Source organism: Pelodictyon clathratiforme (assembly GCF_982375515.1).
Window position 1 is genome coordinate 1,737,797 of sequence record NZ_OZ455102.1, and the last position, 18,201, is coordinate 1,755,997.

An 18,201-nucleotide genomic window follows, 5' to 3' on the forward strand; every position below is an offset into this window, starting at 1 on the left:
AACAGATCATGTCTCAAAACGCTTCACCTGTTGATGATTTTTCTGAATTGCGCTCCCGAGCTGAAGAGCGCCTGCAAAAAAGTCAATTGACAAACATGCATCTCTCCTCTTCACCTGAGGAGATGCTTCGTTTGATTCATGAACTGGCAGTTCACCAGATCGAACTTGAAATACAGCAACAAGAACTGAGAGAGTCGAGAAAAGAGCTGGAAAAAAGTCTTGAACGATACACCGATCTGTATGATTTCGCCCCATTGGGATACCTGACCCTTGCACCGGACGGTGAGATCATCGAATTGAACCTCACCGCTGCAACGATTCTTGATATCTCACGATCCCGGTTGCGCGGAAAACAGTTGAACAAGTTTATTATTCCCTCAGACCGCACGACGTTTGCCACACTGCTAAAGAATGTGTTCAGCCACAAAGAGCCAACCTCTTGTGAAGTTGAACTTTCCGCATCTGACAAGGATACTTGCAGCCAGAAAACCGTACGCATTGAAGCGCGCATCAATGATAATGAAAAGAGCTGCCGCGCCATGCTCTCGGATATTACCATGCATAAAAGGATGGCTCAGGCCATGCTTGTCACCAATGAACGCCAGCGACTTATTGTTGATGCAACCCATTCCGGCAGTTGGGAGTGGGATTTACAGAGCAACCACACCATATGGTCGGAAGAGCTCTGGCGTCTGCTTGGCCTGGAACCCTTTTCCTGCCAGGCAACCTACGAGGTATGGAAATTGTCCATGCTGGATGAAGAGAGAGATCAGGTTGAACAAATTGTTTTGAACGCAGTTGAACGTGGGCAGGAGTTTACTGTTGAATGGCGTGTCCGCTCTACTTCCGGCCAGGAGCGCTGGGTGATGTCACAAGGCACGCCCTTCAAAGATAGTGATGGAGTGGTCAATCGATACGTTGGAATCACAATAGATATTACTGAGCTGAAAATGGCTCAGGAAAAGGGAAAAAAAGAACAACAGTTCAGTAAAAGCATTATCAACAGTATTCCCGGCAGTTTTTATATCATCAACACAGAGGGTACCTATAGCGGGTGGAATAGCTTTCAGCGAGATCACGTTGTCGGAAAGCCGGAAAGTGAGATGCAAGATGTCGCGGCCATTTCAACGATTCATCCGGAAGATCGGGAGTTTGTTCAGGAAAAAATGGTGAACGTGCTTGAATATGGCCTCGAAGAAAATGTGGAAGCAAGAGTACTGCTTCATGGAGGGCCCGAATTTCGGTGGTTCCTGATGACAGGCCGCCGAATAGTCGTGGATGGCAATCCCTTCCTGATCGGAACCGGTATTGACATTACAGAACAGAAAAAAATCGACGATCTGCAACGTTTTCTCTCTTCTGCAAGCTATGGTTCAGAGCAAGAACCATTCTTTAATGCCCTTGCCCGATACATCGCCAATAGCCTTGAGATGAATTTTGTCCGTATTGACAGCCTGGATGGTGACGGCTTGACGGCCAGAACGCTTGCAGTCTGGTGTGACGATCATTTTGAGGATAATGTCGTCTATTCCCTGAACGACACTCCCTGTGGGGATGTCGTCGGCAAGGATGTCTGTTGTTTTCAGGAAAAGGTGTGTCAACTCTTTCCACACGATCAGGTACTCAAAGATCTTCGGGCAGAAAGTTATGTCGGGGTAACGCTTTGGGACCATAAAAAGCGACCAATCGGCCTCATTGCCGTTATTGGACGCCAACCCCTTGAAAAAAAACAGTTTGCAGAAACCGCACTTAAAATACTATCCGTGCGTGCTGCCAGCGAACTGGAGCGTCTGCAGAGCGAGAACGCTTTACAGGCAAGTGAGAAAAAGTACCGTGAACTGTTTGAGAGCGTCCCGATCGGGCTCTACCAATCGACCATGAAGGGAAAAATAATTGCAGCAAACCAGCATTGCCTTGAGATTGCCAAATGCAGGGAATCAGAGAGAGATGTTTGGTTTTCCCAGGATACCCGACAATCCTACGTTCACCCGGAAGATGGCGAAAGAATCCGGGAACTTCTTTTAAAAAAGGGCCATATCAACAATTTTGAGGCCGATTTTCTCCTCATGGATGGTACCATCGCCACACTCAGCAACACAGCAAAAATTGTCTTGAATGAACAGGGTGCGCCTGATTTTATCGCCGGATCGTTGATTGATGTCACGGAACTCAAACGGAGTGAGGCAGAAAAAGCAAAACTTGAAGATCAGCTTCACCAATCCCAGAAAATGGAGATGGTAGGAAGACTTGCCGGCGGAATCGCCCATGATTTCAACAATATGCTTACGCTTATTCTCGGCCACACCGAAATGGCCCTTGAACATTTTGATCCATCCCAGACAGTCTATACCGATCTTGAGGCCATCCGGGAAGCCGCAACCCGTTCTGCCGATCTGACCCGACAGCTCCTTGCCTTCGCCCGCAAACAGATCATCATGCCTGAAGTTCTTGAGCTGGACAACTTGATTGGAAAAATGCTTCCCATGCTGCGACGCCTCATTGGTGAAAATATCAAGCTGATATGGATCCCGAACAGCAAAAACTCCCATCTCAAAATCGATCCATCGCAGATAGACCAGATTGTTGTCAACCTCTGTGTCAACGCCCGGGATGCCATAACCAATAATGGCACAATCACAATCGAAACAGGCCATCACCTCGCCCATAAGAGCAGCGACCCCGAACAGCCAGCTTGTGAATCGGTGACGCTTTCTGTCAGTGATGATGGATGCGGGATTGAGAAGAACAATCTTGACCATATTTTTGAACCATTTTTCACCACGAAAGAGCCCGGAAAAGGTACCGGTCTTGGCCTGTCAACGGTCTATGGGATTGTTAAACAGAACAACGGCACCATCTCATGCTTGAGCGAACTGAAAAAAGGAACGACCTTCACCATTCATCTGCCTCTCTACAATGCGCCACCACCAGCGGCTGAGACCACACCGACGAGTACATTGATGTATACAGGCCATCAAACCATCCTGCTTGTAGAGGACGAACTGCCTATTCTCAAACTCTGCCAGCTTATGCTTGAACACAATGGCTACAAAGTTCTGGCAGCCGCAACAGCCGCAGAAGCCATAAAGAGAGCGGAAAACTTCAGTGGAACGATTGATTTGCTGGTAACAGATGTTATCATGCCGGAGATGAATGGATCCGAACTCTCAAAAAAACTGCTTTCTGTTCGTCCGGAGCTTAAAATACTCTTCATGTCCGGCTACACCGCAGATATCATTGCCCAAGACAATGTTTTGGAACGTGGAGTTAACTTTTTGCAGAAGCCTGTTACCATGAAATCACTGACCCTGGCTCTCTATCATATTTTTAACCCCACTCCACTGCAAGAGCCTTGACATCCTCTTCTGGCGCCTGCAAAGCACACTCTGCAGGCGCCAGTACGCTCAATCACGAGCAAAACTGACATACTCTCCATCACTGAACGGAACAAGATTGATAACCCCGTCAGGGCTCTTCCTGTTCAGCCACTTCATGAAATTGCTGCCACGCCATTGATCAAAATCACCTTTGAACCCGCCATTGAAACCATCATTTTCCGGATAAAGGTTAATAAAATTTTTGATCAGCTCTGTCGTAAAGAGCGTTTCATCTCCTCCAGCCTTATAGGGCTCCTTTTCCTTGTTTGATTTGCAGGGATTTTTTATATCAGCAACACTGCAGAGCGGGCTTTTTTCTGTCAGGTAACCACAATGACTGCCGTACTCAACACTGGCAACCGCCGACCAACTCGTTGGTGAAGAGAGTTGCGTGAATTCGGTCTTCTTTGCAGCATCAGAAGACCATGCAGGCGGCTGCGACATATTGAGGCAGGCATTGTCGCACTCACCAATAATCATGATACCGGGAATCGGTGATTCGGAAAGCACATCCCGATAACGTTCCATTCCCGGCGCAAGCAGAGGAACCTTCATATCAACCGGAGAAAGCTGAAGATATCCCACAGGATTTGCCCGCTCTTCAGCAGACCAGGAAGACATGGCAGAAGAGAGGGCAGGAACAAACTCCCGATCAAAAAGCACCGGATCAAAGGAGCGGGAAGTATCTTTACCAATTTCCTGCAGCTTCTCAAAACCAACCGAAGCTACCTGGGCATGTGCGCCACCAACCGAGTGACCGGCAAAAATAACATTATTATTCTTCATAAACCCGGTCTGCAAAATCAGCTCCCTGTTATAAAAAGAACGATTCCTGTTATGTTCATCAATTTTATAAAACTCATCAGTTGCCCCATATTTGATCAGGTAGGAGGCCGCAGCATAAGCATCCTGCCCCACCCTCGGATTACCCCCGAAATCGATCCATGGCATGGCAACCGACTGCATGTGTGATGCCGTTACAAAAGCCATAGCCCAATTATGTTCCACAATGGCCGACGTATAGTTATAATATCGGGAAGGATTGATGCCAAAAAGCGGATTATCATTCAACAGCCCACCAATAATTTTTTTCGGATAATAGAGCAGATCATTACCAATCAGAAAGCCATGGTTGAACATCACCAGACCCTCAGCCTGCCGGTTTTCAGGATAAAAAACCTCAATAACAACCTCAATAAACTGGGGAAAGCGCTTGTCGTACTGTATCCAGGTATGGATATGGTTAAAACAGTAATTGTTGATGCGAATAGGCTGCATAATAAACCGGGTTTACATTGATAAACGAACCGCAACAGACAAATAATACGCAAAATATCCATAAAAAAGGAACATCTGCCCCAACATCATTCCACAAAAAAAGCTCCCCTGCGCATGGCCTTGACGCTTCCAACAGCCACGACAACTGTATATATTTCCGAATATGTGCAGTAACCCGGTTATGTGATCGGTTGCAAAATTAATGCGGACATCACGCAACACCTGTAACTCGTAAATTACCAAATAAAAACACGTTAATTTTTTGTTTAACAAAATTTTTATGTATTCTGCAGTAACGGGATAACCTCTTCTTGCAATGGACTTATCGGCTCAAACCTATTTATTTCCATGACACAACAATCAGTTCGACCAGTCGCACATCTTCGCCAAAATCCGGATGGTTCATGGATGGAGCATGACTTGAAGGAACATCTTACACGGGTTGCGGAGAAGGCAGCCCTATTCGCAGATGAGTTCAGCAATGGTGTTTGGGCCAAAACGGCTGGTCTGTTACATGATCTCGGAAAATACAATCCTCAGTGGCAGGAATATATCCGCAAGAATAACGGGGATTATACGGAGGAGAATCATGAGCAAGATTGATCACTCCTCTGCTGGTGCGCTTCAAAATGAGAATTTTTGGAGATATTACGCTCATTCAAGACCAAGCGAACCTTCCGAGAACTGGCATCTATTAGAAGATCATTTGCAAGCGGTTGCTGAAATGGCTGCTGGATTTGCTCGTTTTTTTGGTGCAGAAAATTGGGCAGATATTGCAGGACGTTGGCATGATTTAGGAAAAGGTACACTATCTTGGCAAGCATATTTGCGTCATGAAAATAATGTTACGGATGAATTTTCTGCGTTTTATAGTGGGCATCCTGTCCATGCAATTGTAGGTGCTCAAGAACTTTATAAGCAATCTGATCAAGCAGGAAAATTACTTGCTTACTGTATTGCTGGGCATCATGGCGGTTTGCCGAACTGGCATGATGACGCAATTGCTGCGTTAAAATCTCGATTGATGGAAGATTTTACTGATGTTGATTTTCCGCATTCTGCTCCAAAACTGCCTTCATTATTACCGCTTTCCAAAATCGAGCAGAATCGTTTAGGGTTTATTATTCAGTTTTTTGTGAGGATGTTATTTTCTTGTCTCGTTGATGCCGACTATTTGGACACTGAAGCATCATTGAGTAACAAAAAATCTGTCTGGCGGTCGGGGTATCCTGCTCTGGATGAACTCTCTGAACGATTTTCAACAAACTTCGATGCCCTGAGAAACAAAGCTGATTCGACAACGGTTGTAAACCAGTACCGCGAAAAGGTGTTGAATGATTGTTTGAAAAGTGCAGAGTTTGATCCAGGACTTTTTTCTTTGACAGTACCGACAGGAGGCGGAAAAACATTAGCATCGCTTGCCTTTGCATTGGCTCATGCTAAAAAATATGGTAAGCGAAGAATCATATATGTGATTCCATTCACAAGCATCATTGAGCAGAACGCCCAAGTATTCAGGGATATGCTAGGCGATGATGCCATACTTGAGCATCATTGCAACTTTATGGTTGATGAATCAGACTGGAAATCTCTCTTGGCCTCAGAAAACTGGGATGCCCCGATTATTGTGACAACAAACGTACAGTTCTTTAATTCATTTTATGCTAGCAAAACATCATACTGTCGAAAGTTACACAACGTAGCGGATAGTATTGTCATATTTGATGAGGTTCAAGCAATTCCTGTTGAAAAATTGTCCCCCTGCATGGAGGTGATTAAAGAGCTTTCACTCAACTATGGTGTCTCATCAATTCTTTGTACGGCAACACAACCTGCTATCGAATATTCGGAACAGTTTCAAAGTGGGTTACAGGGTGTACGAGAAATTATTCAGGATGTGCATAGTCTGTTTGGAGCATTAAAGCGGACTGAAGAGTCTTTTATTGGAGAACTCTCGGTACAGGATGTTGCAACAAAACTATCCAATTATGAACAGGTTTTATGTATAGTCAACACTCGTCAACAGGCATTGGATATATATAATGCTTTGCCAAAATCAGATGGAACTATTCATTTAAGCGCCTTGATGTATCCTCTTCATCGTACCAATAAACTGAATGAAATTCGCAGGAGATTACACGACGGAGAGCCATGCCGCGTTGTTAGTACACAATTGATTGAGGCTGGAGTAGATGTGGACTTCCCTTGTGTATTCAGAGTTGTTGCAGGGATTGATAGTATTGCTCAAGCCGCTGGGCGGTGTAATAGAAATGGTTTACATGAAAAAGCCTGTCAAGTATTTGTTTTTTCTTTTGCTGATTTACCGATCACTCCATTTATAAAACAAGCAGCTCAATCGGCGGAAAAATTGTTTGATCTTTTTAAAGGAAAACTCACATCACCGGAATGTGTTCGTGAGTATTTTTATGACTATTTTTGGAAAAACCAGCAACGTATGGATTCAGAAGGAATCGTTTCTCTGTGTCAAACAGCTCAATCAGGAGAAATTCAATTTAAGAAGCTTGCTGATTTCGAAATAATAAATTCAGCAACAATTCCAGTTATTATAGCACTTGATCAAAATTCACTAACAATGGTTGAAGAGTTAAAATATTCAAAATATAAAGGACGAATTTTACGAAAACTCCAAAAATACACAGTACAAATACACAGTAATCAAATTAAGGAAATACAAAAATCTCTTGAAGTGATAGTCCCGGGTATTTTTGTCTTGATATCAGATGTGTTGTATTCAAGTAACACTGGTTTAAAATGTTCGACGCCACAAGGGAATGCATTTATTCATTAACCCAAGGAGCATCAAGTAATGAGCTATGGAATAAAGTTACGAGTCTGGGGCGACTACGCATTATTTACTCGACCAGAAATGAAGGTTGAAAGAGTGTCGTATGATGTGATGACACCTTCGGCAGCACGAGGCATATTAGAAGCAATTTACTGGAAACCATCTATTCGATGGATAATAGATAGGATTCATGTTTTAAAGCCTATCCGTTTTGAAAATATTCGCCGTAATGAAGTTGCAAAAAAGACAAGTCTAAATAGAGTTGATATGGTAGGACAGTATCCAATTAGTATTATTGTGGATGACTCAGATACTCGTCAACAAAGAGCGTCAATGGTGCTTCGAGATGTTGAATATATTATTGAAGCTCATTTTTATTTTTCTATGAAAGAAGATAATAATGAAGGAAAGCATTTAGATATTTTTACAAGACGAGCAAAAGCAGGTCAATGTTTTCATCGTCCATATTTCGGGTGTCGTGAGTTTCCTGTTAATTTCGAGTGGTGTGTTGATATTCCGAAATCATTGCTTTCTGGTGAACAGGATTTAGGATATATGCTACATGATATTGATTTTGAAAATAACATGACTGCTCGTTTTTTTCGAGCCATCATGCACAATGGCATTATTAATTGTAAACAGGAGGCCGTCTCATGATTTTTCAGTCATTAATAGAACTCTATGATAGACTTGCTATAAATGATGACGTTCCTCCATATGGTTTTAGCATGGAAGATATTGGCTTTTTTGTTACCATTGATAAAGAAGGTAATCTTATCGGTGATCCTGAAGAAAGCCGAAAGCCTATAAAACCGAATGTATTTGAATATTATTTATCTAAAACGCCCTATACAAATGAAGTAAATGTTCGTGCTGGTGGAGGTGCAAAGGAAACTCCAAACTTTATGGTAGATAAGGCTGATTATTTTTTTGGAATGTCAGGAAATACTGAGAAAAATGAACACCACTCTTCATTTGTTAACTTAATTTCAGAAGTATGCAGTAATTCTTCAGACGAAGGTGTTATTGCTGTTATATCTTTTTTGAAGAAATGGAATGCTTTGGACTCAATTGGCTTAAAAAACTGGAAAGAGATTTCAGGAAATAAAGGAAAGTGGGTAGCCTTTAAACTTTTTGGGGACTCTCAATTTATTCATGAGCGAGTTGAAGTTAGAAAACTTTGGACTAATCATCTTTTAAAAAAAGAATACAAAAAAGGTTTTAGTCTTATAGATGGAAAAATTCACGATCTTCAAACGCAATATGCCCAATTTAAATTTGGTTCTGGAGCCTCGTTGGTTTCTTTTAATGATGTATCTTATGAGTCATATGGCAAGAAAAAAGGCGAAAATGCACTAATTTCGGTTGAAGCAGAATTCAAAAGTTCAACAGCTCTTAAATACTTATTCCGAAGTAAAACGCAACGTTTACAAATAGCAGAAACCACAACAGTTTTTTGGGCAGAAAAAAAATCTTCAGTTGAAAATTTTATGGGAATTCTTTTGAACCCATCAATAGAAGATAAAATAGCAAACATACCTATTCAAAAGTTTTTAGAAACTATACGTGATGGAAAACTACCAGATGATATTGAAAAAGAAAAAGAATTAAAATTTTTTATTCTTGGATTTTCTCTCAACAAAGCCAGACTTTCTCTCCGTTTTTCCTACGTTAGCACCGTTAATAAAATGATGAAAAGATTAAGAGAACATTTCTTATGTTTACAAATGGAAAGAAGTAAGAAAGATGATGTTATTTGCCCAGGAATCTGGCATTTACTTAAAGAAACTGTTAGAGAACCTAAAGATATTTCTCCTGTTTTAGGTGGAGCACTTCTGCGGTCAATCCTTACAGGAGTGAACTACCCACAACATCTATTTCAAGGAGTGTTGGGGAGAATAAGGGTGGACAAGGTTAACTATTTACGTGCATCGATTCTGAAAGCAGTATTGCAAAGAAACTATAAAATGGAGGTACCAATGTCATTGGACACAGAACGACGGGAGATCGAATATCTTCTTGGGCGACTTTTTGCTGTATTAGAAAAAGCGCAGTTTGATGCTATAGGAAATGTTAATGCATCGATAAAAGACCGATATTATACTGCTGCATCTACTACACCAGCCAGTGTTTTCCCTCGATTAATTAGCTTATCACACCATCATATTGGAAAATCAGACTATGGGGATATTTCTGATCGCAGAATACGTGAAATTATTGAACATATTGATACATTCCCTGCACTTTTAAATTTGAAGCAACAAGGCTTGTTTGCAATTGCATATTATCAGCAAAAAAATGCTTTTTATAAATGATATTGAACCATAACTAAGGAGACTAATAATGACTCAGACCATTGAAAACCGTTATGAGTTTGTACTGCTTTTTGATGTTAAAAATGGGAACCCAAATGGTGACCCTGATGCCGGAAATCTACCGCGTATTGATCCTGAGACTGGGCACGGAATTACAACGGATGTATGCTTGAAAAGAAAAATCAGAAATTATGTAGAACTATTGAAAAAAAATGAATCTCCTTACGAGATCCATGTGCGAGAAGGCGAGTTTCTTTCTGAACACCATAAAAGAGCGCATAATGCTTTGACTGATGAAAAAATATACGTATTCGTTCCTGCGGATTTAAGAGGTGAGTTAAGTTCATTTGCGGAATATCCTGAAGGAGTCGGTTTTGAAAACGACGCAATTTATTTCCAGTTGAGTTCGGATATTGACAAAGTAAAGAAAGATGTGGAAAAACTAAAAAATATTACTGATGCTTCAAAAGCGAAAATAAAAGAATTGTTTGTTGACGGAAAATCAGTTATCGCAAAGAAGTGGATGTGTAAAAACTTTTTTGATGTTCGTACTTTTGGAGCAGTTATGTCGACAGGTGATAAAACCTGCGGACAAGTACGCGGTCCTGTTCAATTGAGTTTTTCGAGAAGTATCGAGCCAATCGTCGGATTAGAGATTGCAATGTCAAGAACAGCAGCAGTAAACGTGGATAAATCGAGTGATAAAGGACTTGGTGCAAGAAAATCCATTGTACCATATGGTTTGTACAGGGTTCATGGATTTATTTCTGCTCCTTTAGCAAAACAAACAGGTTTCACAGAAGACGATCTTGAATTGCTATGGTCTGCATTGATTAATATGTTTGATCATGATCGCTCTGCATCTCGTGGTGAGATGGCATCCCGTCAACTTTTCGTTTTTCAACACGAGTCTGAGTTGGGGAACACTCCTGCTCACAAGTTATTTGAAAGAATTAAAGTTGAACGAAAACCTCTTTCAAATGGTCCTGCAAGATTTTATGAAGATTATCAGATTACTATCGATGAAACTAATCTAGGAAAGGTAACTCTGTTAAGAAAAATTGCATAAGCCATGTACCCTGAATCCGATTTCGTGATGCTGTCAGCATTACAGCATTTTGTCTACTGCCCCCGGCAGTGTGCGCTGATCCATCTGGAACAGATATGGAGCGAGAACGGCTACACTGCTGAGGGACGGGAGATGCATGAACGGGTCGATAACGGTGAAACATCATACCGGAGCGGTGTCCGTGTAACGAGAAGTGCAGCATTGCGAAGCGCAATACTTGGCATTTCGGGTATAGCTGACGTGGTGGAATGGCATAAGTTGAAAGATCATGAGGAGCCGTTTCCGGTTGAGTACAAACGCGGCAAACCGAAAAAACATGATGCAGATAAAATCCAGCTTTGTGCCCAGGCCATGTGCCTTGAGGAGATGCTTGGAATTCAAATTTCAGCAGGCGCACTGTTCTACGGCCAGACAAAGCACCGACTGGATGTTGATTTCGATGATGTTTTGCGTGAAAAAACGGTTCTTGCTGCAGAAGGGGTGCATGACCTCTTTCGGAATGGAGTAACACCGCCACCTGAACCCGGACCGAAATGCAAGCTCTGCTCGTTGAAAGAAGAGTGCCTGCCGGAGGTGATTGTTCAGGGAAAAACGGCGAAAGTATACCTTCAAAAATTGTTTCATACACTCTCGGAGGAGGAGATTTGAAAAAATATCTCAATACCCTTTTTGTCACTACACAGGGCGCCTACCTCTCAAAGGAGGGTGAGTGTGCTGTTATCAAAATAGAAAAAGAGGTCAAAACGCGCATCCCGCTGCATATGCTTGACGGCATCATCTGTTTTGGTTCGGTAACCTGCAGCCCATTTTTGCTTGGCCATTGTGCTGAAAGCGGTGTAACAGTAACATTTTTAAGCTTGTATGGAAAATTTCTCTGTCAGGTTCAGGGAGCGACACGAGGGAATATTTTACTGCGGAGAGCACAGTACCGTATGGCTGACAATAACCTTCAAACCGCTCGCCTCGCCCGCTCTTTTGTTATCGGCAAAATCGGTAATGCCCGAATCACACTTGCACGGACGGTAAGGGATCATCCCGAAAAAGTGAACTCTGTTAAACTGAAAAATGCCCAGCATATCCTTGCTGGTTGCATAAAGCGCTTGCAGGATGAAACCGATCAGGAACGTATCAGGGGAATTGAGGGCGAAGCAGCAAAAGTTTACTTCGACGTCTTCGATGAGTGTATCACCTCTACAGATCCATTGTTCCGCTTTACCGGTCGCAACCGCCGTCCGCCACTTGACCGAATAAACTGTCTGCTCTCTTTTCTCTATACCCTGCTGACACACGATATTCGCTCTGCGCTTGAGTCGTGCGGTCTTGATCCTGCTGCAGGTTTTTTACACAAAGACCGACCGGGACGCCCAAGTCTTGCTCTTGACATGATTGAAGAGTTCCGTTCGTATATTGCGGACAGGTTGGCACTATCGCTGATCAATCGAGGTCAGATTCAATCCAAAGATTTTACCATCTCGGAAACGGGTGCTGTACTCCTGAAAGATGATGCTCGCAAAACGCTTTTAACCGCCTATCAAAATCGGAAGCAGGAAGAAATCGAGCACCCGTTTGTCAAAGAAAAAATGGCCATCGGTTTATTGTGGCACATGCAAGCTATGCTGCTTGCCCGCCATATCCGGGGCGATATCGACACCTACCCGCCATTTGTCTGGAGATAACGATAATGCTTGTTCTGGTCACTTATGATGTCAACACCGAAACTCCTGCCGGAAAAAGGAGATTGCGCCGCATAGCCAAAACCTGCCAGAACTATGGGCAACGAGTCCAGTTTTCAGTGTTTGAATGTAATGTTGATCCAGCACAATGGACAAAATTACGGGGAAAGCTTGTCCATGAGATGGATCATGACCATGACAGTTTGAGGTTTTATTTTCTCGGATCAAACTGGCAAAATCACATTGAACACGAAGGAGCCAAAGAACCACGAGATCTTGAAGGTCCGCTGATTTTATAAACGCGAACGTCAAGCTGTACCTCAAATCCCGGTATGTTCGCGATGTTCATATTCTCTTTATTTTGTTGTTGTTATAGTTTTTTGTATCAGGTTTTCGTAAAATGTTATTTGGCATACGAAATGGTTCGCGTTTAGGCGGCTCTAACACCATGAAATGCCTGATTTTACAGTTAGACAGTCGCGCCCCCTGCGGGCGCGTGGATTGAAACTTCTGCAGCAGTTGATGGTTGGATGGGTATGTCAAGTCGCGCCCCCTGCGGGCGCGTGGATTGAAACAAAATCGGCTTCGGCGCCTGCAAGGCTCTCATAGGTCGCGCCCCCTGCGGGCGCGTGGATTGAAACGTCAAAATATCATCAGTCGGTAGGCATACGAGAATGTCGCGCCCCCTGCGGGCGCGTGGATTGAAACTGGTTTCCGGCAATGCACGACGGACGGGGCAGATCGTCGCGCCCCCTGCGGGCGCGTGGATTGAAACATGAAGAGGTATTATCAGGAATGCATGGTTCAGTACGTCGCGCCCCCTGCGGGCGCGTGGATTGAAACTGCTCTTTGTGTACGTATTGTTGCAGTTGCTACAGTCGCGCCCCCTGCGGGCGCGTGGATTGAAACTCAATCTGCTACGCAACTCCTTTTTCAGAGTGTCGTCGCGCCCCCTGCGGGCGCGTGGATTGAAACAACCTTATCAATACGACAAGCTTATTAGCAAAATGTGTCGCGCCCCCTGCGGGCGCGTGGATTGAAACCTATCATTGTGCCGCTTTGAGCAACGATAGTGCCTGTCGCGCCCCCTGCGGGCGCGTGGATTGAAACCAATCATACTATCTCCTGTTGTTTGTGCGGGGTGTCGCGCCCCCTGCGGGCGCGTGGATTGAAACCGAGATTGCGCAGGCGGCAAATGGTGATCTTGGAAGTCGCGCCCCCTGCGGGCGCGTGGATTGAAACCATTGTAGTGGTGTTTTATGGTTTTAACAACTCGTCGCGCCCCCTGCGGGCGCGTGGATTGAAACAGTTGTCGCTAATTCAGGGGCGCAGAATATCCCGGTCGCGCCCCCTGCGGGCGCGTGGATTGAAACCAGTCGAATAAGTCGCGAGATATGTCAATCCACTGTCGCGCCCCCTGCGGGCGCGTGGATTGAAACTGTTACTTGCGCAGATGCTTGCGTAAAAGGTGATGTCGCGCCCCCTGCGGGCGCGTGGATTGAAACAGATACCGCTTGGCCCTGCGGTTCAGTCCATCAACGTCGCGCCCCCTGCGGGCGCGTGGATTGAAACTTTTGTTCCCTGATAGGTTACCTGATTCGGTGATGTCGCGCCCCCTGCGGGCGCGTGGATTGAAACTATCGATACGGAAAAGCAAGAACGTGCGGATTTTGTCGCGCCCCCTGCGGGCGCGTGGATTGAAACCGCGTTTTATTGGGAAGTGTATCGGTTATGGCTGTCGCGCCCCCTGCGGGCGCGTGGATTGAAACCAACAATTGCCGCAAAATCAACAATAGTTATCTGTGTCGCGCCCCCTGCGGGCGCGTGGATTGAAACTTCTCAGCAATGCTCTTTTTGACAAGATCACGCGTCGCGCCCCCTGCGGGCGCGTGGATTGAAACTTTTCTCGGCAGCTTGAGCTGATTGAGGCAGGAGGTCGCGCCCCCTGCGGGCGCGTGGATTGAAACTGTTACTTGCGCAGATGCTTGCGTAAAAGGTGATAGTCGCGCCCCCTGCGGGCGCGTGGATTGAAACCAAGTGTCGCAAAATCTCCGCTCATTTTATCCCTGTCGCGCCCCCTGCGGGCGCGTGGATTGAAACGATTATTCGTTTGGAAAAGTATTGAAACGGATGTGTCGCGCCCCCTGCGGGCGCGTGGATTGAAACTACAGAAGGGGGGACAAGAAAAGACCTGTCCCCTGTCGCGCCCCCTGCGGGCGCGTGGATTGAAACGCGCGTAACTGTAAACTCTTTTCCGCACTCCTCACGTCGCGCCCCCTGCGGGCGCGTGGATTGAAACAGGGGTACAGCATATTTATGCCCTGGAGGCGTCATGTCGCGCCCCCTGCGGGCGCGTGGATTGAAACTTTTGTAATCACCTCGGCTATAGATTGGAGTCCAGTCGCGCCCCCTGCGGGCGCGTGGATTGAAACACATTAAAGGCGTAAAGCATGTAGATATTTTTAAAGTCGCGCCCCCTGCGGGCGCGTGGATTGAAACTCGGCAAACTGATAACAAAATACGACATCCAAGTCGCGCCCCCTGCGGGCGCGTGGATTGAAACGACTCGATACATGAAATATGGGATATCATGAAAAAGTCGCGCCCCCTGCGGGCGCGTGGATTGAAACAATTATTTGGCCGTCATCCCTTTTTTGGGAATCAATGTCGCGCCCCCTGCGGGCGCGTGGATTGAAACCATTATAGTTCCCCTTGTTTTTTGCTTATGTAAGTCGCGCCCCCTGCGGGCGCGTGGATTGAAACTGTCAATCGCTTTTGTATCTCATCTTCCTTTAGGTCGTCGCGCCCCCTGCGGGCGCGTGGATTGAAACTGCCTTCTGTGCGGGAAAATGGCAACAATGGTGTGTCGCGCCCCCTGCGGGCGCGTGGATTGAAACCGGTACATACTTTTTGAGTGTATCGACCTGCAATGGTCGCGCCCCCTGCGGGCGCGTGGATTGAAACAAATAACATTATCTGTTCTGTATACAGACCTTTAGTCGCGCCCCCTGCGGGCGCGTGGATTGAAACTGCATCAATCACACCGGCATAATAAAGAGGTCTAGTCGCGCCCCCTGCGGGCGCGTGGATTGAAACACCGCTCTCATATCTCTATGAACTAAGCAAAGGAAGTCGCGCCCCCTGCGGGCGCGTGGATTGAAACATATTTGGCTTTGCCGGTGTATGGTTTTGCATAGTCGCGCCCCCTGCGGGCGCGTGGATTGAAACATCTTTTGCCGACGAGGAGCAGACGTCCCCTGCGTCGCGCCCCCTGCGGGCGCGTGGATTGAAACTTCCACATGTGCGACGACGGAAAAGCCTCTCTATGTCGCGCCCCCTGCGGGCGCGTGGATTGAAACACCTGCGGGCATTCTCATGCAACAAAAGGATTTGTCGCGCCCCCTGCGGGCGCGTGGATTGAAACGCGTTCAGCCCTACCATCTTTGCGCTGGAATGCAATGTCGCGCCCCCTGCGGGCGCGTGGATTGAAACCGCGCGTCATCCCAACTCTCCTGCATGTCATCAAGTCGCGCCCCCTGCGGGCGCGTGGATTGAAACGCAATGGTTACCAAGCTCCATATAGTCGTTTGGTGGTCGCGCCCCCTGCGGGCGCGTGGATTGAAACGTGTGTGGTCATAATGCCGTTTTCCATCAACCACGTCGCGCCCCCTGCGGGCGCGTGGATTGAAACAGCACTTCCGCTGCCCGTTCAATTGTCATCTCACTGTCGCGCCCCCTGCGGGCGCGTGGATTGAAACTTGCTGATGGTGAGGGCGCACCAGAAGTTTACAGGTCGCGCCCCCTGCGGGCGCGTGGATTGAAACCATAATCACTCCTGTTTGATTTTTGCCATTCTGATAGTCGCGCCCCCTGCGGGCGCGTGGATTGAAACAAAATACGGGGCCTTGGTTATGATCCTTGGGGTTCGTCGCGCCCCCTGCGGGCGCGTGGATTGAAACTTGCCGAGTATGATGCAAAACGGGGAGGTACAGGTCGCACCCCCTGCGGGCGCGTGGATTGAAACTGCTTGGATTGTCGTAACTGACCCATCAGGAAAGTCGCGCCCCCTGCGGGCGCGTGGATTGAAACACAAAAGACAAGGGCACTCTTGTATCATTCCTACGTCGCGCCCCCTGCGGGCGCGTGGATTGAAACCAAAAGATATGTTTCGGCAACTCGCAATAATGCAGGTCGCGCCCCCTGCGGGCGCGTGGATTGAAACCTCATAGCCGCATACGTGAGGAGTGCTGTTATCGTCGCGCCCCCTGCGGGCGCGTGGATTGAAACGAGTGCTGATTGGTGCTTTATAATCGGCGTCATGGTCGCGCCCCCTGCGGGCGCGTGGATTGAAACAACTCTCTTTCAAGGGCGTCTATAGTTGCCATTGTCGCGCCCCCTGCGGGCGCGTGGATTGAAACCCCGGTATCATACGGCTTATCACCTCACTGTAAAAGTCGCGCCCCCTGCGGGCGCGTGGATTGAAACACCCGTTCCCGTGCATCAGCCATTGGTCTCCTCGTCGCGCCCCCTGCGGGCGCGTGGATTGAAACAACAAAATTCCAACGGATTCTCAATTTGCAGCGAGTCGCGCCCCCTGCGGGCGCGTGGATTGAAACAGGATTTGCCCTATGGAATCATGGGAGTGGCAAGTCGCGCCCCCTGCGGGCGCGTGGATTGAAACAGTCACAATCGACGACTCGCTTATTGCCCTAAAGTCGCGCCCCCTGCGGGCGCGTGGATTGAAACCACCGCTGCATACGATGATGCTCTAAAAGCTAAGTCGCGCCCCCTGCGGGCGCGTGGATTGAAACAAAGCAATATTGTCAGGCCCTGTGCTTAATGATGAGTCGCGCCCCCTGCGGGCGCGTGGATTGAAACCATAACAGGGAATTATGCTGAGATGCAACGTCAAAGTCGCGCCCCCTGCGGGCGCGTGGATTGAAACTGGCTACATACACCCTTGCAGCATCTTACAAGAGTCGCGCCCCCTGCGGGCGCGTGGATTGAAACTCGTGAATGTTCATTGCTTAACACTTTGCATTTTGTCGCGCCCCCTGCGGGCGCGTGGATTGAAACTGTCCTGACAAAATCCATAGCACCAATTACAACCCGTCGCGCCCCCTGCGGGCGCGTGGATTGAAACTTGAAGAGATCATCACATCGACAGACCCGTCAAAGTCGCGCCCCCTGCGGGCGCGTGGATTGAAACCTGCATATTTCACCTCGCTTTTTGATTTAATTTTTGTCGCGCCCCCTGCGGGCGCGTGGATTGAAACCATTGCAGGGCGTTTTGTATCTGTTCCAGAGAGAAGTCGCGCCCCCTGCGGGCGCGTGGATTGAAACAATCTTCCCCATCAAAAGATTGTGCGTGATGCCGTGTCGCGCCCCCTGCGGGCGCGTGGATTGAAACTGCAGAGATATTTCGCTCTATGCATAATGCACTGAGTCGCGCCCCCTGCGGGCGCGTGGATTGAAACAAAACTATCGTCCTTGTGATGATGGTCCTCTTTGGGTCGCGCCCCCTGCGGGCGCGTGGATTGAAACCAGTTTTTGCGGTTTGCTGTAGACCAGATATTCTCAGTCGCGCCCCCTGCGGGCGCGTGGATTGAAACCGCTTCATGACGCCGATTATAAAGCACCAATCAGCACGTCGCGCCCCCTGCGGGCGCGTGGATTGAAACGA

Annotated in this window: 10 protein-coding genes and 1 CRISPR repeat array (1 of these 11 running past the window's edge); of the genes, 9 read left to right on the plus strand and 1 reads right to left on the minus strand. The window is 46.8% G+C overall.

Annotation, left to right across the window (positions count from 1 at the left end):
• Positions 1-8 precede the first annotated feature (8 nt).
• Complete coding sequence (locus AC56AD_RS08345) at positions 9-3,356, plus strand: PAS domain-containing hybrid sensor histidine kinase/response regulator (protein WP_012508378.1); 3,348 nt, start codon at positions 9-11, stop codon at positions 3,354-3,356.
• A 48-nt stretch (positions 3,357-3,404) separates the two neighbouring features.
• Here the strand turns inward: AC56AD_RS08345 and AC56AD_RS08350 are convergent, their stop codons facing one another.
• Positions 3,405-4,655, minus strand: coding sequence for a hypothetical protein (locus AC56AD_RS08350; protein WP_012508379.1), 1,251 nt, complete (start codon positions 4,653-4,655; stop codon positions 3,405-3,407).
• A gap of 348 nt (positions 4,656-5,003) precedes the next feature.
• Here AC56AD_RS08350 and AC56AD_RS08355 point away from each other — a divergent pair, with 348 nt between their 5' ends.
• From AC56AD_RS08355 to cas2, 8 genes are read left to right on the plus strand one after another with little or no spacing between them, the layout of a single operon-like run.
• The gene (locus AC56AD_RS08355) at positions 5,004-5,258 is read left to right on the plus strand and encodes a CRISPR-associated endonuclease Cas3'' (RefSeq protein WP_012508380.1); all 255 of its coding nucleotides are present in this window, start codon (positions 5,004-5,006) and stop codon (positions 5,256-5,258) included.
• A complete protein-coding gene (locus AC56AD_RS08360; RefSeq protein WP_012508381.1) occupies positions 5,245-7,464 on the plus strand; it encodes a CRISPR-associated helicase/endonuclease Cas3 in 2,220 nt (739 codons plus the stop codon). The genes AC56AD_RS08355 and AC56AD_RS08360 overlap by 14 nt, the downstream gene beginning before the upstream one ends.
• An 18-nt stretch (positions 7,465-7,482) precedes the next feature.
• The gene (gene cas5c / locus AC56AD_RS08365; protein WP_012508382.1) at positions 7,483-8,118 is read left to right on the plus strand and encodes a type I-C CRISPR-associated protein Cas5c; all 636 of its coding nucleotides are present in this window, start codon (positions 7,483-7,485) and stop codon (positions 8,116-8,118) included.
• Positions 8,115-9,776: a type I-C CRISPR-associated protein Cas8c/Csd1 gene (gene cas8c, locus AC56AD_RS08370; protein WP_012508383.1), complete on the plus strand. Its 1,662-nt coding sequence runs from the start codon at positions 8,115-8,117 to the stop codon at positions 9,774-9,776. Before cas5c ends, cas8c begins: the two co-directional genes overlap by 4 nt.
• Positions 9,777-9,804: 28 nt before the next feature.
• Positions 9,805-10,845, plus strand: coding sequence for a type I-C CRISPR-associated protein Cas7/Csd2 (gene cas7c, locus AC56AD_RS08375; protein ID WP_012508384.1), 1,041 nt, complete (start codon positions 9,805-9,807; stop codon positions 10,843-10,845).
• Between the two features lie 3 nt (positions 10,846-10,848).
• Positions 10,849-11,493, plus strand: coding sequence for a CRISPR-associated protein Cas4 (cas4, locus tag AC56AD_RS08380; RefSeq protein WP_012508385.1), 645 nt, complete (start codon positions 10,849-10,851; stop codon positions 11,491-11,493).
• Positions 11,490-12,521: a type I-C CRISPR-associated endonuclease Cas1c gene (cas1c, locus tag AC56AD_RS08385; RefSeq protein ID WP_012508386.1), complete on the plus strand. Its 1,032-nt coding sequence runs from the start codon at positions 11,490-11,492 to the stop codon at positions 12,519-12,521. Before cas4 ends, cas1c begins: the two co-directional genes overlap by 4 nt.
• A gap of 5 nt (positions 12,522-12,526) precedes the next feature.
• Entirely contained in the window at positions 12,527-12,817 is a 291-nt protein-coding gene (gene cas2, locus AC56AD_RS08390) for a CRISPR-associated endonuclease Cas2 (RefSeq protein ID WP_012508387.1), read from the plus strand.
• 177 nt (positions 12,818-12,994) lie between these two features.
• Positions 12,995-18,201: a CRISPR direct-repeat array (repeat unit 32 nt; unit sequence GTCGCGCCCCCTGCGGGCGCGTGGATTGAAAC) (it continues 1,123 nt past the right edge of the window).

Coding starts and splice junctions, on each gene's coding strand:
- cas2 (WP_012508387.1), top strand. CDS start 12,527: ATGCTTGTTCTGGTCACTTATGATGTCAACACCGAAACTCCTGCCGGA.
- AC56AD_RS08355 (WP_012508380.1), top strand. CDS start 5,004: ATGACACAACAATCAGTTCGACCAGTCGCACATCTTCGCCAAAATCCG.
- AC56AD_RS08360 (WP_012508381.1), top strand. CDS start 5,245: ATGAGCAAGATTGATCACTCCTCTGCTGGTGCGCTTCAAAATGAGAAT.
- cas5c (WP_012508382.1), top strand. CDS start 7,483: ATGAGCTATGGAATAAAGTTACGAGTCTGGGGCGACTACGCATTATTT.
- cas4 (WP_012508385.1), top strand. CDS start 10,849: ATGTACCCTGAATCCGATTTCGTGATGCTGTCAGCATTACAGCATTTT.
- cas7c (WP_012508384.1), top strand. CDS start 9,805: ATGACTCAGACCATTGAAAACCGTTATGAGTTTGTACTGCTTTTTGAT.
- AC56AD_RS08345 (WP_012508378.1), top strand. CDS start 9: ATGTCTCAAAACGCTTCACCTGTTGATGATTTTTCTGAATTGCGCTCC.
- AC56AD_RS08350 (WP_012508379.1), bottom strand. CDS start 4,655: ATGCAGCCTATTCGCATCAACAATTACTGTTTTAACCATATCCATACC.
- cas8c (WP_012508383.1), top strand. CDS start 8,115: ATGATTTTTCAGTCATTAATAGAACTCTATGATAGACTTGCTATAAAT.